Origin of the sequence: Pseudoalteromonas sp. T1lg23B (assembly GCF_002964665.1) — a bacterium.
In the GTDB taxonomy this organism is placed as follows: Bacteria; Pseudomonadota; Gammaproteobacteria; order Enterobacterales; family Alteromonadaceae; genus Pseudoalteromonas.
The window spans coordinates 451797-467482 of record NZ_PQBZ01000034.1; the positions used below are offsets into that span (position 1 = coordinate 451797).

The 15686-nt window shown below is 41.4% G+C and carries 12 protein-coding genes; 3 read left to right on the forward strand and 9 right to left on the reverse strand.

All coding sequences use genetic code 11. The annotated features are described in order from the left end of the window. Nucleotides 1-42: 42 nt before the first annotated feature. Both C2M32_RS10470 and C2M32_RS10475 read left to right on the forward strand, forming a co-directional pair. Nucleotides 43-558, forward strand: coding sequence for a glutathione peroxidase (locus tag C2M32_RS10470; protein ID WP_105168378.1), 516 nt, complete (start codon nucleotides 43-45; stop codon nucleotides 556-558). Then, nucleotides 524-1507, forward strand: coding sequence for a 2-hydroxyacid dehydrogenase (locus C2M32_RS10475; RefSeq protein ID WP_105169276.1), 984 nt, complete (start codon nucleotides 524-526; stop codon nucleotides 1505-1507). Before C2M32_RS10470 ends, C2M32_RS10475 begins: the two co-directional genes overlap by 35 nt. Before the next feature lie 60 nt (nucleotides 1508-1567). On the opposite strand, the gene C2M32_RS10480 is transcribed toward C2M32_RS10475, so the two are convergent. Continuing rightward, a complete protein-coding gene (locus tag C2M32_RS10480; protein WP_105168379.1) occupies nucleotides 1568-2455 on the reverse strand; it encodes a DMT family transporter in 888 nt (295 codons plus the stop codon). A 182-nt stretch (nucleotides 2456-2637) separates the two neighbouring features. Between C2M32_RS10480 and C2M32_RS10485 the strand changes: the two genes are divergently transcribed. After that, nucleotides 2638-3396: a substrate-binding periplasmic protein gene (locus C2M32_RS10485; RefSeq protein WP_158678200.1), complete on the forward strand. Its 759-nt coding sequence runs from the start codon at nucleotides 2638-2640 to the stop codon at nucleotides 3394-3396. Between the two features lie 9 nt (nucleotides 3397-3405). Here the strand turns inward: C2M32_RS10485 and C2M32_RS10490 are convergent, their stop codons facing one another. The 8 genes from C2M32_RS10490 to C2M32_RS10520 form a co-directional block, all read right to left on the reverse strand. Further along, nucleotides 3406-6102: an ATP-binding protein gene (locus C2M32_RS10490; RefSeq protein ID WP_105168381.1), complete on the reverse strand. Its 2697-nt coding sequence runs from the start codon at nucleotides 6100-6102 to the stop codon at nucleotides 3406-3408. A 68-nt stretch (nucleotides 6103-6170) separates the two neighbouring features. Next, a complete protein-coding gene (locus C2M32_RS21020; protein ID WP_158678240.1) occupies nucleotides 6171-6785 on the reverse strand; it encodes a TonB-dependent receptor domain-containing protein in 615 nt (204 codons plus the stop codon). A gap of 8 nt (nucleotides 6786-6793) precedes the next feature. After that, on the reverse strand, nucleotides 6794-8407 hold the full coding sequence (locus C2M32_RS21025; protein ID WP_158678201.1) for a TonB-dependent receptor: 1614 nt from the start codon (nucleotides 8405-8407) through the stop codon (nucleotides 6794-6796). A gap of 97 nt (nucleotides 8408-8504) precedes the next feature. Then, the gene (locus C2M32_RS10500) at nucleotides 8505-10751 is read right to left on the reverse strand and encodes an NAD(P)-binding protein (protein ID WP_105168382.1); all 2247 of its coding nucleotides are present in this window, start codon (nucleotides 10749-10751) and stop codon (nucleotides 8505-8507) included. 22 nt (nucleotides 10752-10773) lie between these two features. Next, nucleotides 10774-11730, reverse strand: coding sequence for an acetoacetate decarboxylase (locus C2M32_RS10505; RefSeq protein ID WP_105168383.1), 957 nt, complete (start codon nucleotides 11728-11730; stop codon nucleotides 10774-10776). 25 nt (nucleotides 11731-11755) lie between these two features. Then, entirely contained in the window at nucleotides 11756-12349 is a 594-nt protein-coding gene (locus tag C2M32_RS10510) for a hypothetical protein (RefSeq protein WP_105168384.1), read from the reverse strand. A 354-nt stretch (nucleotides 12350-12703) separates the two neighbouring features. After that, complete coding sequence (gene ccoG / locus C2M32_RS10515; protein WP_105168385.1) at nucleotides 12704-14086, reverse strand: cytochrome c oxidase accessory protein CcoG; 1383 nt, start codon at nucleotides 14084-14086, stop codon at nucleotides 12704-12706. Between the two features lie 144 nt (nucleotides 14087-14230). Beyond that, nucleotides 14231-15673: a sigma 54-interacting transcriptional regulator gene (locus C2M32_RS10520; protein WP_105168386.1), complete on the reverse strand. Its 1443-nt coding sequence runs from the start codon at nucleotides 15671-15673 to the stop codon at nucleotides 14231-14233. Nucleotides 15674-15686 lie beyond the last annotated feature (13 nt).

Consider the following 15686-nt stretch of genomic DNA (forward strand, 5'->3'; position numbering starts at 1 on the left):
AAGATATTAACATTATAATTAGCGAGCAAGGAGTCTAACGCTATGGAAACTATACATCGTTACAGCGTTCAGCTTATTAATGGCGAAACGCTCGCGTTAAAACAACTACTAGGCAAAACAGTATTGATCGTGAACATCGCCAGTAAATGCAGTTTTGCAGGTCAACTCAGTGCATTGGAGAAGCTATATCGACAATACAAGGCCTATGGCTTCGAGATTTTGGCGTTTCCTTGCAACCAATTTGGCCGCAATGAGCCTCTTGAAGGCGCAATGCTAAACGAGTTCTATAAAAGTCATTTCGGTTTAACATTTAAGGTCTGTGACAAAATTCAAGTTAATGGTCCTGATGCGCACCCTCTTTTTAACTATCTGAAATCTAACACAAGAGGAATCGCACAAAACCGCGCAATTAAATGGAACTTTACCAAGTTTTTAGTAAACTCTCAGGGAGAGTTAGTTTCTCGATATGCGCCGAGAACCAAACCAGATACCCTAAAACCCGTGATTGAGAGCCAAATAAATGATGAAAGTAGCCCTATTCAGTTCGCAAAACTATGAAAAACCTTTTTTCAAGCAAGCATTGAGTGAACACTCAGATATAGAGCTTCATTATGTTACTGAATCGCTAAACGAGCAAACTGTGGCATTGTGTCTGGGTTTTGATGCTGTGTGTGTTTTTGTTAACGATATCTTAAATGAGATTGTCATTTCAAAGTTGGCTGAACTTGGTATTAAAGCCATTGCACTGCGCTGCGCTGGATTTAATAACGTGGATTTAAAAGCGGCTAAATCGTTTGGAATTAAGGTCGTTAGAGTGCCAGCATATAGCCCAGAAGCAGTGGCGGAACATTGTATTGCACTGATGCTCACGCTAAGTCGCAAAACACATAAAGCCTATAATCGCGTGCGCGAAGATAATTTCGATTTAAACGGTTTGTTGGGTTTTAACTTGCATAATAAAACTGTTGGTGTCATTGGTGCAGGCAAGATTGGCCAAGCATTAATATCGATTCTTAATGGCTTTGGTGCAAATGTATTGGTTTATGACCCAAACGTAGGTGAAGGTTCATATACCCTCACCACTTTGGATATGCTTTTAGAACAAAGTGATATTATTACCCTACATTGCCCACTGACAGATAGTACCCATCATATGATTGACGACAACGCTTTTGCTAAAATGAAACAGGGCGTTATGTTGATAAACACCAGTCGAGGTGCACTGATCGATACTCAGGCTTGTATTCGAGCATTAAAAAACCAAACTTTAGGTTATTTAGGCTTGGATGTGTACGAACAGGAGTCTGAGCTATTTTTTAAAAATCGCAGTGATGAAATTATTCAAGATGACATATTTTCACGGTTAATCAGCTTTCCAAATGTACTTGTTACAGGTCATCAAGGCTTTTTCACACAAGAAGCATTGGAGCAAATCGCAGCAATAACATTAGCAAATTTAAATGAAGTAGCACAAGGCAACTCACAGTTAACCAATCAGGTACTTTGAAGCGGTTCTCAACGAGTTCATGGAGTGCTCGTTGAGAACAATAGTGTGCTAATCCTGATTTTAGCTAAGTAATAATACCGCTACACCAACAAGCGCAATACAACCGCCCATTAGCATATTAAATGTAATGGGCTCTCGTTTTATAAAGCCTATCGTCATGACCATCAACGGTGCAGTCGCAAAAATAGTTTGGGCAATGGCTGGATCGGTATATTTAACCGATAACAGTTGTAACCACAGACCAATAAAGGTCCCAAAAAAGATCGCTGTAAATAACCAACGCCTACCATCAACTCCCGTCATCCGCATCGCTTTGCTAAAGCTTTGATCTCTCATCCAAGCTACAACTACGGCAACCGCTAACGTACCACTTAACAACCTGATAAGCGCAGCCCACAGGCTACTAACCCCTTCCTCTTGCATAGCGCCTTTTGACATTACCATTCCTGCGGCTTGGCATAGTGCTGCTAATAATGCGAAAGCTAACCCCTTGTAATATAGCTGCTTTTCCACTGCTGGTAAAAGCTGTCTTGGCTTAACAGCAATAAGTACACCCAACGTAGTAATTACTATGCCCATCCACGCTTGTAGTGATAAATGTACCCCCAGCATAAAAATATTGAGCAGTCCTGCAATGGCTGGGGCAAAAGATTCAATAATTAGCGTTCTTGCGGCGCCAATATTACGTAGTGCCGCAAAATAAGCACTATCACCTATCGCAATGCCGAATATGCCACTGGCTATTAGCCAATACCAGCTAGTTATTTGTTGGGGCAGCAGCCCGTCTCTTAATACTAAAATGGCAACCAACATCATCAGACCGGCGATTAATCCTTTGCAAAGATTTAATTCCAGCGGTGACAAATGATGACTAAAGCGTTTATATAAAATAGTGGAGCTTGCCCACACTCCTGCGGCTAATATTGCCGCAACCTCTCCAACACCCATGAAAAATATCTATATTCAATTTTTAGGCAATTATGAAGGTGCTAGCAGTGATTACAAGTAAATCCGCTGAGCCGATAAGCCCCCCCCTCAGTATACTCACATTTTAACCCACTAAATTTATGATTTTTATAAAATTACACGCTAGACTTAGGTTTACCATCTCTACAATACGAGTACTTAATGTGTCGGTACATAACTACCTATTTATCGTCTTTTTGCTATTGCTTCCGCCTATCACTCAGGCACAACAATGTCGACAAACCGTCAAACTTGGCTTGGTCGATGATTGGCCACCTCTTACTTATTTTCATAACGGTGAGGCCGCTGGACTAGATATAGAAATTGCCAAAAAAGTATTCAATCGTATCAATGTATGCTTAACCTACGTAAAGCTTCCATCCAGTGCTCGGGCGTTAGAGCAAATGGAAAGTGGTCAAATCGATGTGGCAGTCATGGTTAGCTACACACCACACAGAGCGAAATATGGCTACTTTTCAATACCGTACCGCCAAGAAAAGATGAGGTTATTTAGTCTAGCACCTCCCCGACCTCTAGGTAGTCTCGCGCAGTTGCTTGATGAAGCAAATTCCGTGGGCCTGAGTATTGGCTCGTTTTATGGTGAAGAACTGGCTGCATTAGCGCGCAACCCCAAGTATCAACAACAACTAGTTGGAATTTCTAGTGCGAGTCGGCGTTCAGATATGCTGGTAAGAAAGCGTGTCGATTTTATTATCGATGATCTAATAACTGGCTTGTACATTACTAAAATCAAGGGCCACAGCCAAATCAAACCTTGGCCATACGTTGTTCATGATAATGAAGTACATATTTTACTTAGACGAACGCCAGAGAATAAGGCGCTAATGAATGAGATAAATCAGGCAATAGCCAAACTGCAGAGCGAAATAAACAAACTGGTGAGCGATTACACTCATCATTAGTATCAGGCGCTAGATAACCAACTTGCTATTATCCGTTATGTGAATAGCGCGGTCCATTGCTAGGATCAGTTCACTTACTTGTTGCTCAAGCGCATCATTGTCAATTCTTTCTTTGAGCATTTTATCAATTTTTGATGCAATATTCTGAATTTCAGTGCACTCAAACATCCCCGCAGTCCCCTTAACTGCGTGTACAGAGCGCCCTAAGCCATCGATATCATGATATTTCATCTGATTCTGTATCTGCACTTTTTGCTCATAAAGGCCTGAAATATATTTACTTTTAAGCTGTTCAAACTCCTCATTTGGAATATCAATATCATCCGACACAGAAATATTAAGATAGTGGCTGATTTTTTTACTAAATTCATCCCTGTCTATTGGCTTGGCTAAATGATCGGTAAACCCAAGCTTGAGGTATCGCTCTACTTCGTGTTGCATGGTATTTGCGGTCAACGCCAGAATAGGAGCAGTACACCCTGTTGCTTGTATAAAGTTCAACGCCTGCTCTCCATCCATTACGGGCATTTGTATATCCATCAAGATCAAGTCAAAATCTTTGTCTAAAGCAGCTTGAACTGCCAATTGGCCATTTTCTACAGCCGTTACATTTAAACCCATTCTTTCTAAAATACGTTGTATCAATCGACTATTATCACTATGATCTTCAGCAAGTAATACATCCCCTTTTAATTCACGGTTGTTTTCATTCTGATGAATGTCGCATACAGGAGATTGACTTAGAATAGCTTCTTCCAAACTGTTCACCCAGCGTGTATTTTCCGTTGTGAATAACCCTAGCGTTAGCGTAAATGTAGTGCCGGAGCCCACTTCACTTTCTACGGTTATATCGCCGTTGAGTTTGTTAGCTAAGTTTTTAGAAATGTTGAGTCCAAGACCCGTCCCCCCATACTTACGAGAGGTCGATGAATCGGCTTGATAAAAAGCACTAAAAAGCTCTTTTTGTTCTGTTGAAGTCATACCGATCCCGGTATCTTTTACTGATATTTTCAACACATCTTCTGAACACGCCACATCTAAGGTAATTTTTCCAACAGAAGTAAATTTCAATGCATTAGAAGTTAAATTCAACAAAATTTGTCTTAATCTAGTAGGGTCGATCACAATGAAATCTGGCAACGGAAAAGTATAATGCAGCTCAAACTCAAGCCCTTTATCTCTTATCTGTTTGCCTAATAAAGACTCAACATGAGCAATAGATTTAAACAAATTGGCTTCTATGAGTTCAATTTCCAACCTATTAGCTTCTATTTTAGACATATCCAAAATATCATTTATCAGACCCAAAACATGCCGAGAGTTTTGCAAAATCACATTTATGGCGTGATTTCTCTCATGAGGTTTGATGTCGCCAAGTATTATGCCATCAGCATAGCCAATGATGGACGTCATTGGGGTTCTGATCTCATGACTCATATTGGCTAAAAAGCGGCTTTTGGACTCGCTGGCATCCCTCAGCTGAGATGCGAGTTGCTCTAATTCGTAGGTACGTTTCAGCACCTTGGTTTCAAGGTTTTTATTCAACTCAACGTTTTCTTCATTTGTGAGCCTGAATTTATCTGCAACAGCAAACGCAAGTAACATTGCATCCAGCGCTGTACCAACAAGACCCAGTAAATATAAATTCAGCGTAGACGGTGGCAAAATACCTAGGTTAGTTAAATTGCCAATCATGTTAGGCACCATCATAGCTATGTACGCAAGTACGAAGTACCTAGCTGGTTTAAACCCTTCGAGTAAACGCAACACGCCAACATACATGCCTAAGCACAATGCGCTCCCAGTCATCACCGTAGCCCACAAAAAGCCAAAGCCTGGAAATAATATACTAAACGGTAAACCTAAAGCTGAAATTATACCTAACCAAATTGATGTAACTGACAGATTTGGATGCGTTTCCCTTAATTTTAACAAGCTATTGTAAAAGAGAATGTTAGTGATTGGGGCTAACGTAAAACCAAGCCAATGCAAATGTGCAGAGTACAAACCAAATAATTGGTCAGAGATATGAAAGAAATGGCTCCAACTATAGACCCAAACAGCAGCAAATAGCGCAAAATATAAATGGGTTAGATCCTTTGAACCTATGTAAATCAATAAGTTGTATAAACCTAGAATAATACCAACACTGAAGCACAGCGTCATGAGCAGGTTTTCTTTAATAACTAACTGATTAAAATCTTTCGTAGGTTTGATGACTAACTTAGTCGGTGTATAAAAAAAGTCACTTTCAAATACAGTAACTAAGTAATATTTTGTATTAGGCTTAAGGTGTATGGTATTACCATAATGAAATGCAAATTCATTCTGATTTTTTCCACCAGAAAAATAACGCTGAACATCACCATACTCGCTGTATATTCTTGTCTCGATGTTTGCCAATACAGTATTGTAGGGATACAACACCAAATCGTTTAGATTAGACTCATTGGTTATCTGTGTAACCAGCCAATAGCGACCGGAAAACAACGCCCTAGATGGTAAGGGCTGCAAGCTATTCGCCCACTCATCCACCGCAAAGAAATCGGCAGGAAAGCGAGTACTCTCCTGCGAAACAAGGAGTCGTGCGTGATCATGCAAATTAACATCTTGTTTATCTACCGAATACTCAAAAACATCAGCGGTGCTATAGTTCGCAAACATAGAACCGACAATGAAAATCAGTATTCGTATCAATGAACGCATAAGATGCCTTAGCTTTTTAAGTGCCCCAGATCGAGCACAGTTAAACAGAGGTCTGTTCAATCAACCCCTTAAAACCGATAGCTCACGTCAAGCCCAACCCGACGACCTTCTCCTTTGAAGTCTTCAAGCATACCTAAAAAATTTCGTAAATCGAACTTTAAGTGACTGTATTCTTCATCAAACAAGTTTTTTGCCCATATATTCGCCTGCCATTGTTCGGCTTCATATTGGGCATTCATTCGCCACAATACATAGCCATCTTGCTTTGCATAATCAGTCTGCAACTGATCGAAGTAATATTCTGATTGGTAATCAAAACCAAGACTTGTTTTCAAAGTACCTGACGCTATGTTGTAAGAGTAGGAAAGTTCACCATTAATATTCCACTTTGAAGTAAATGGCAGCCGATTATTAGTAAGTGAAACACCCACCGGATCAACAAATTCTTCAAATTCAGCATGAGGGATATAGCCAACACCAAACTGTATCTCTAGTTGCTCTGTTGGCGCATAGAACATATCAGCCTCAGCACCATAAATCTTGGAATCAGCGACGTTTTCTAGCAGCTGTAATGGCACGGCACCTGGCACTTTAGAAGGCTGATTCATAAATACTTGCTGATCTTTGTAGTCATAATAGAACAATGCGGCATTGAACCTAAGTGACTGCTCAGCAAATAACAACTTAGTACCTAGCTCATGGGCATTAAGCTTCTCAGCACCATAATCGCTTGTTCTGCTTGCTCTGGACTAGACAAATATCCGCCGTTGTATCCACCACTTTTAAAACCGTTGGCAAAGCTGTAATAAACCATTTTATTTGGCGCTAGTGTGTAATTAATAGCGACCTTACCCGATAAACCATTGTCATCGTTGCGTCCAATCACATGATAAAACGGTAACACCACATCAGTTGCGCTATTTGGGTCAAACACACTAATGTGCGAAAGTGAATCATATTCTATGGTTTCATCGCTATATCTGAGCCCAAACGTCAATGTTGTATCAGACCGCCATTGCCATTCATATTGCGCAAATGCAGCTAACACTTTAGTTCTTATGTCATTGTCATACATGAAAGTTGCCGAGTTTTGGCCATTTTCGCCACCTCTTAGTACACGGAGAATATCATTGTAGTTATCCTGATAGATGCGTTCATCTAAATGAAAGAAGCCCGAGGTTAAATAACCTTGCTCATATTCTCGATGATAACGAAGCTCATTATTGAGTAACTCCGTTTTTAGTCCCAGATTCCCTTCACATGCCTGCAAAGGTGAACCATCACAGTTGAAAGCATGCTCCCTATCTAGGCGGCTAAAAGCGTTGATCCATACTAAGTGAGACTGTTCACTTAACTGATACTCAACTTCCGCAGTCCATCCTTTACCGATACTGTGATGTGGAGAGTCGTTATTAACATTCACCGCCCAAAAATCATCACTGCCATCATTGAATCCAAACACATCGGTACACTGTCCTGATGCAGCCTCTTGCGCTGAACAAAATTCGAGAGTCGCGGGATTCTTTATAGCTCCAATGTTACCCACTGGCTGGACTATCCCGCTCCAATGGCTGTAATTTGTTTTTAGGTAAACACTGAACGAATCCCATTGCCCAAAGTAGCTCAATCTAAGGTCTGATTGTTCCATATTGGCTTCTGGTGCTGTTGGATGAAGGTTGTAGGTGGTGTAATCATATTTAACATGACTGAGCGCAACACGAACCGCTGACTCATCATTGATACTGGTGTTGTACACGCCTTGTAATTTCCCCCACTGGTCACTGCCTATACCCAGCGTTAACTCACCATAAGTACCAGCGTCGGGACGCTTACTGCGGATCAGAACAGCACCACCTGTGCTATTACGGCCAAACAAAGTACCCTGTGGACCTTTTAAAACTTCAACTTGTTCAATATCAAAAAAGTTAACGAGTTGATTATTTGCTGACCCAACCGAAGCACCGTCTACGTACATAGCAACGGGAGAAGTATTCGCTGTGTTGTAGTCCAGCAAGCCAACACCACGGATATTTATTGCAGGCGGTGTTCCCTCTGCGGCATTTTGACTGACCTTCATGTTGGTTACAAAGCTACCTAATTCGGTAGAATCCTTAACTCCAGCTAGGGCTAACTCCTCTCCTTTTACTGGCGTTATAGACACACTCACATCGTCAAGGGATTGCGCTCGTTTTTGCGCATAAACTTCAATCACTTCAATTTGCTGATCATCTGCGGCAAAAGCAGATAAGTTAAACGCGCCTAACACTGCGCTACATACAAGGCTCAATGGGAGAGTCTGTTTCATATCCTTACTCTTTTATACAATTCATTAAGTTAGTGCAAAAAAGTATAGTCCATTTACAGATCCCCCACCAAGAATATATGGGGTACATATTTACTTTCTATGCACCATCTGGTTCAAAACCATTTTCTCCTGATATTTCATTAGGTAACCCACATATTGCACGCGATGTTTGCATGCCAGCCATCACTGCGGCTTCAACACAACCTGCATTGACGCCTGTTTTTATCCAATCCCCTGTCAGATAAAGATTTTCAAAAATACTACCATCTGTGGGTAATCGATATCGACTACTCCCTGTTACCGACAACACATAGCGCTCACTAGGGTCAACATTGACACGCCAGTACTGATAGTTAAATCGAGCGGTATTTAACTCTCCCGCTGGGGCATACAATACGGACCAATCGAATTGATTGTTATGGTTATACGCATTTGGCCAAAGTGGTTGCATTTCACTATGTAATTTCTCAATCGCATTAGCTTTGACTTTTGCACTCTGCTCATGAACAAAATTGTGTTCACTGCGTGGGGGATAATCTGAACATGTAAACGCACTACAAAAATAAGCAATGTTATCAGGACCATCACCCGACCAATCTTCGACACGCAATAAATTTGACATCGCTGCCCACGTATCGAATGGTTGTGAAAACGCACTTAAAATTGGCCGTTCTTCACTAGGTGGGGCATAGTTGAAACCCAGTTGTTCATCCGTTTTATTCAGCCACAATTGAAATGCCTGCGTTGCAACTGTTTTAACCTTTGTCGCTTGCTCTTTTAACTTGTCATCCAATTGCAACAGCTCAGGACATAGATGCTCCAAGGCTGCCACTGAAATGCCAAAAATCACTTTGTCAAAATCAACGCCTCGTTGCAGGGTTTTAGTGGGTAATGGCTGACCAAATTCTTGCTGATAGACGCTTGGCCAATCTGACCAGTAGGATTCTAAGTTAATATCATGATCACGGATCAACTGTGCCTGTTCTGGGACAACCTGATCTAACAAAGGTTTGCTAGGCCAACAAGGAAGGCCCTTAACGAATACAAAAGGCTGATAGGACTGATCGACTAAAGTCACTTGTTCTGTAATGTGAATTTGCTCTACGACATCTTTTCCGTGCTCATCGAGGCCTGGGCGCAGTGCACTAACCTCATTAAAAAACTCAAATTTCACGCCGCGGCTTTTTAGCAACTCATAAATTGGCGCAAAAATTACATCTCCCATGCCAGCTTGCATCTTCCACATCACTCCGCCGTGGTAACAAAGCATTAGTCTTAACATCGCTAAAGTAGCCACACCCGCTTCTACATCACCTTTTGAGAAGTCGCCATCAACATAACCAAAAACAAGGTCATAGAACCCTCTGATAGGCGCAGACTCTACGGTGTACTGTTCATTGGCACCATTTTTTGCCAGCCACGCTTTAAAGTCGATATCATTGATGCTGCCAAATCCATTTTCAAATACTCGATCTTTTAAAAGACCAATAACCACAGCAATTCCAAGGTCGGCACAGACGTATGCTCTACGGATATTAGGATTTTCATCCAATAGTTCCAGCGCTTCGCTATTTAGCCAACGTTTTAGTTTTCGAACCACATACCATACAACGAGCCTATCTTTGCTATTACTCAGGTCTTTATCTGATGCACGTAAAGTAACCAAGCGCAACAGTTGCTGACTCAAAAGCCCCGGCGTCGACCAAATTTCCCTAAGTTCATCATGGGCACTTTGAAAAAAGTCATGGACGTCTTCTTCGATGTCATCAAAGGCGTGACTAACTTGCGATGCGAGATGTTGCAGCAAGCTTCGATCTCGACGTTTTTTGGTTTGTAGTTTGGTTTGCTTATGATGCTTAGAAATCTCCGACTCCAACGTGCCTATAAATTTTCTTAGCCACGCGACCGCAAGTTCTATGAACTGCCAAAAGTGCAAGTCCAGTGTGCCTTGGGCCGGATTTCCGTTAATCACAGGAAAATCAATTGGCCAAGTTTCCCATTCATTGTCTATGTACTCTTGGAGCACGACAAAACTATGCGGTTTGAATGCATCTTGCCATGTGCTCATTGGCATATCACTCGGCCTGTTTAACTTGTTGTACACGTTTTCAATGGCACGAAATGAATTGACATAAGCCCCAAACCACACATGCAAGCCATGCTCCTCAATACGCTCCCCTAAGTCACAATTACGGCCGCTGGCCCCTTTCCCCCCTAGACGCCACCCTAATTGATATACAGTGATGTCATACTTTTGTTGCCAATCAGGTTGCTCCGTTAAATAAACCGCAGCCGTCATTGCCGATACTCCACCGCCGAGTATCGCGATTTTTTCTTGACTCATGATTCTTATCCTTGTTCAACAATTATGCACCACTGACGATTTCATAGGCGCCGTCTTGGTCAAAGTCCATACACACATAGTATGGAAGTTTGGCCATTTGTTCCCCGATGTCGATACCAAACATATCGTTTAACGGAAAAGCATCGAGACGGTTGATAGTCACTTTAAACTCGTCCTTCAAAAAGCCCATTTTATGAATGCGCTTTATTTCTGAGGGGGAATGTACAACCGCTTTATAGACAGCGTTTTCGGCGAAGCCATCAGGAAACTGTTTAAACAGAATTTGATCCATTTGAGGGTGTGTAAAACCAGAGAGAAACTGTTTGAGTAAATCAGCGCTAATGTTAATTTCATCACAGCTTGAATGCAGTAAATCAGCCACTTCATGGCCTATTTCGAATAGTTCTTCAAACCAGTTGTCGTCATCTGTATGCCGCTTGATATTTAGTAGCTCATGCCACGCCATTTTCGTATCTGGGCTGAAGGGGTTGAAGGTTTCCATGCTCAACGAAAAATAATCTGCTTTCTTATGAGAATCCGGCATATCATAACGACATTGATATTTATTATACCCCCATGTTTCGCGCCCATTTACTAAAGCATTTATATTATTAACAGTGATAAATGCAGGGTACCAATAAAGGTGGGTCATTTTATTGGTTGCACTGTCTATTTGAGCAACCGGTAACCAGACAATGATGTCTGTTTCTTGCATCCAGCCGTAACTTCTAAACGGCTCTACCTTGGACGCTATATTTTCAATATCGGTGAATGTGAGCAAGCAATACGAGGACAACGCTCTAAAATGAAACTCGCTATTACTTATACTATTAAGAGTTTTATCGACGTAACTCTGTATAGAAACATATGTGCCCTTAATAAAGAATCCATACATCATGGCGTTAATCATTCTGCAAGGCGGTTTGGCGATTGGGTTTCCGAAAAAGTGTTGATAGGTGCCGTATTGCTCTTCGCTCATTGTTTATTCCTTCAATTTGTACCTGTTAATCCACTTCTAGCTTCTCCTGTTCAAGTGAGTGCTGAAGCATGACAATTTGTTGTTCGCACAAATGAGTATAGTGAAGGTATGCATATTTGTTGAACTGATTGGATAATGCGTTCATAAAACCGTGGTTGTACCGTGTTCTAGTGCAACTAACATTCGTCATTTTCTTCAGCGTTTGTATTACTGGCGTGAGTTCAAAATGCGCTTCTTGTTGCGGAAACAATAGATCTACCTGACATTTTGGCTGTACATCCACATAGTTTCTGATTTGTCCGGGGTAAAATCCGATAAGTTTGGCTGGCTGATTACTTTTCATATTTGCGATAGCACGCCATGCAGCAGAAGCACCGGCACTGAAAGCAATAACAAGCTGTGGAGAGTGTAATGTAATCGCCCTTTCAACTTTGCTCATATAATTATCATGACCAACCGTATTGACGAATTGCGCATACACTTCTTCTTCGTTGCGCTGGCGTATAGATTGTTTTGTTTCATATGGGGAACAAATGACAATGTCACCGACTAGTTCATTGGCAAAGGCGTCCAAATTGGCCGTATGGCCAAATATATCACTGACTATTAGCGTTACCATATCGATCTATCCTTTTTTATAAGTAGGTATTGCTTATAAGATGAAATGTTACGCCAACTCTTTATTTTACATGATAAAGATATCAATGTATAACAAACCGAGTACCCATTATTGCTTGCATATCCATTGTCAACGGGCTCATATATCTTATCAATTTTTTTAGCTGGCTCTTTAAATCTAGCAGTGCGAACACATTTGTACACACTTTTAAAATGAATATTTTACATGCCGATTAATGATTAAAATATGACTGTTTTAAAACATTTTTGGTGGTGTTTTCGCTATGTCAAACACCACCGCATTAAGCCCTTAGTGGGAACTTAGAAACGTAATAAAAACACGCGCTCCTTTCACTTATTCACTGTAAAAATAACTTGTCTTGTCAAGTTGAATGGTACTGTCTTCAACTGAGCTAACAATAAAAGTGACTTTGTGAACTTTGTGCTTGAGGTAATACTGATCTGCGCTAATGGTTACAGGAACCAATAACATCTGACCTGCTGCAATTTTGATATTACTCGGTGCAACGAGATTTGCCCCATAGAAACCATTTAGCCCTATGTTATAGTGCAAGGTCTGTTGGCTTTTATTAATAATACTCAAAGTGTATGGGTTCTCGACGATTCCTCTATAATCCAAGCGATACAGTACATTTCGGTCTCTAATTACCGATACTTCTAGTGGCGTTCTAAGTACTAGCCACAACGCCATTGTGGCAATGACGACCAAAGTTAGCATGGCATACCCAATCAGTTTAAAGCGAAATAGTTTGGTCTGTTTTCCCGCTATCTGATTCTCACTTTTGTAGCTGATCAGGCCTTTTTTATAGCCAAATTTATCCATGGTTTGATCACATGCATCAACGCATAACCCGCAGTTAATACACTCATATTGCAGGCCGTTACGGATATCGATCCCCGCTGGGCAGACTTCGACACATAGATTGCAATCCACACAATCTCCTAAACCGAGTGACGACGGGTTATCCTTTCTTTTACGACGACCACGCTGCTCTCCACGCAGGGCGTCATAACTTACCACCAGCGTGTCTTTATCAAACATGACAGACTGAAAACGTGAATATGGACATGCCACTGTACACATTTTTTCTCTTAAAAACCCTGCATTGCCATAAGTGCACAGTGTGAACAAGAATACCCAGAAACAGATTAATCCCGACCACTGCAAGGAAAGCATATCGCCATATAGGGTCGTTACAGGCACAAAATAAGCCATGAAAGATGTTGCGCTGAACAAGGACATAAACAGCCAAATACTGTGCTTAGTAAGCTTCTTTCGTATTTTGCTCAAATCCCAATCGCCTTTATCCATCTTAATGCGCTGATTACGGGTGCCCTCCACTTTGTGTTCGACCCATGTAAACATCAACATCCAAACCGTTTGTGGACAAATAAACCCGCACCAAACTCGGCCCAACCAATTGGTAACAAAAAAGAGTGCAAAAGCGCCAGCCATAAACAACCAGGCTAGCAACATAAAATCTTGAGGCAAAAATGTGGCGCTAAAAATCCGAAATTGCTGGTGTGCAACATCGAATAGGATAGCTTGCTGCCCTTGATAGTTGAGCCAAGGGAGACCTACAAAGATCAATATCAGAAACCAGCTTAAATAGCGCCTGATACGCTGAAAATATCCCTTTTGTTCACGGATATAAATCGGCCCTGAGGTTTTATAGGGCTTGATGATGAGATCTTCTTCTTTGATGTCAAACTTCATAGTACGTCTGCTTGTATTTGTTAATATCGAATACAAGCGTTTTTGCAACTTTCAGACCAGAGTGAAACTTAATATAAGATACTGAATTAAAATAATTTATAATAACACAAAGAAAGTGAACTCGTTAAATATCACGAATATACGTTATATATCACGATTTCTTTCTATACCAAGCTTCTTCATTTTTGAACGTAGGGTACTTTCATTCAATCCTAACTTATTTGCTGCGCCATTGACCCCTGCCACTTTCCAGCTACAGGATTCCAACACCAATAAAATATGCGCTCGTTGCGCCTGCTCTAATGATAGATCTTGTTTCGGCTCATGCCATGGCACTGTTGCTTGTGATGATAAGGGTTGGGACAACTGTATTAATTTAGACGCGCTTAAAATGGCCTCTCGTTCTAATACATTCTGTAACTCACGAATATTACCGGGCCAGTCGTAGCGCTGAAGTTTGCTCAGTGCGCTTTTCGACACTCCTGTAAAATGCTTACCCAATCGCTTATTCAACTGCTTTGTTATATTGGCACATAGTACAGGTATATCCTCTTTGCGCTCTCTTAGCGCGGGCACATGGATGGGAAACACGTTTAGCCTGTAATACAAATCCATACGAAAGCTTCCCTGCTCTACCATCTGCCATAATGATCTATTAGTTGCAGCGATAATACGGATGTCTACAGAAATAGTTTGACTGCCACCGACCCGCTCAAACTCTTGCTCTTGCAGCACGCGCAACAATTTACTTTGTGCTTCTTGAGACAACTCACCAACTTCATCTAGAAATAAGGTGCCATTGTTTGCCAGTTCAAATCGCCCTTTGCGACGTTCATTGGCGCCAGTAAAAGCGCCTTTTTCGTGACCAAATAGCTCAGATTCTAGTAAGCTAGGTGTAAATGCGGCACAATTAACTCGAACAAAGGATTGCTTTGAACGCGTGCTCAACCGGTGTAGGTTTCTCGCTACCAGTTCTTTGCCCGTACCATTTTCTCCTTGAATAAGCACCGTGCTGTTGGTTTGGCTCACAAGCTCTATTTGCGCTAGCATTGCTTTAAAAATGTGACTACTGCCCACCAAACCAGATTCTTGCCAATCCTGATTAAGCTCAGCAAGCAAGTAAGCATTTTCATCTTGAAGTTGTTGACTCAATAGCTGAACTTTATCTAGAGCATTACGCAAGGCCTGCTCGGTTTCGTGCTGTTTAGATACATCTCGAAATATCGCAACAGCCCCAATCAGCTTACCCTCTCTGTAAATGGGCGTCGAAGTGTACTCGACCGGAAAACTTGAGCCATCCTTGCGCCAGAAAACTTCGTCCTTCACCTGACGGCGTATGCCATCAAACATAGTGCAATAAATTTGACATTGATCAGCGGGATAAGGCGTGCCATCAGCATGGCTATGATGATGATATTGATGTATTTTTTTACCAAGTAGCTCTTCTGCTCGCCATCCTGTCATACGCTCTGCAGCAGGGTTCACGAACACTGCATTACCTGACAGGTCAAACCCGTAAATCCCCTCTCCAACTGCATTTAATAGCAGTTCAGAATCGCCTAAAAAATGATTGACTATACTTGTCATTATGCACCTCGCG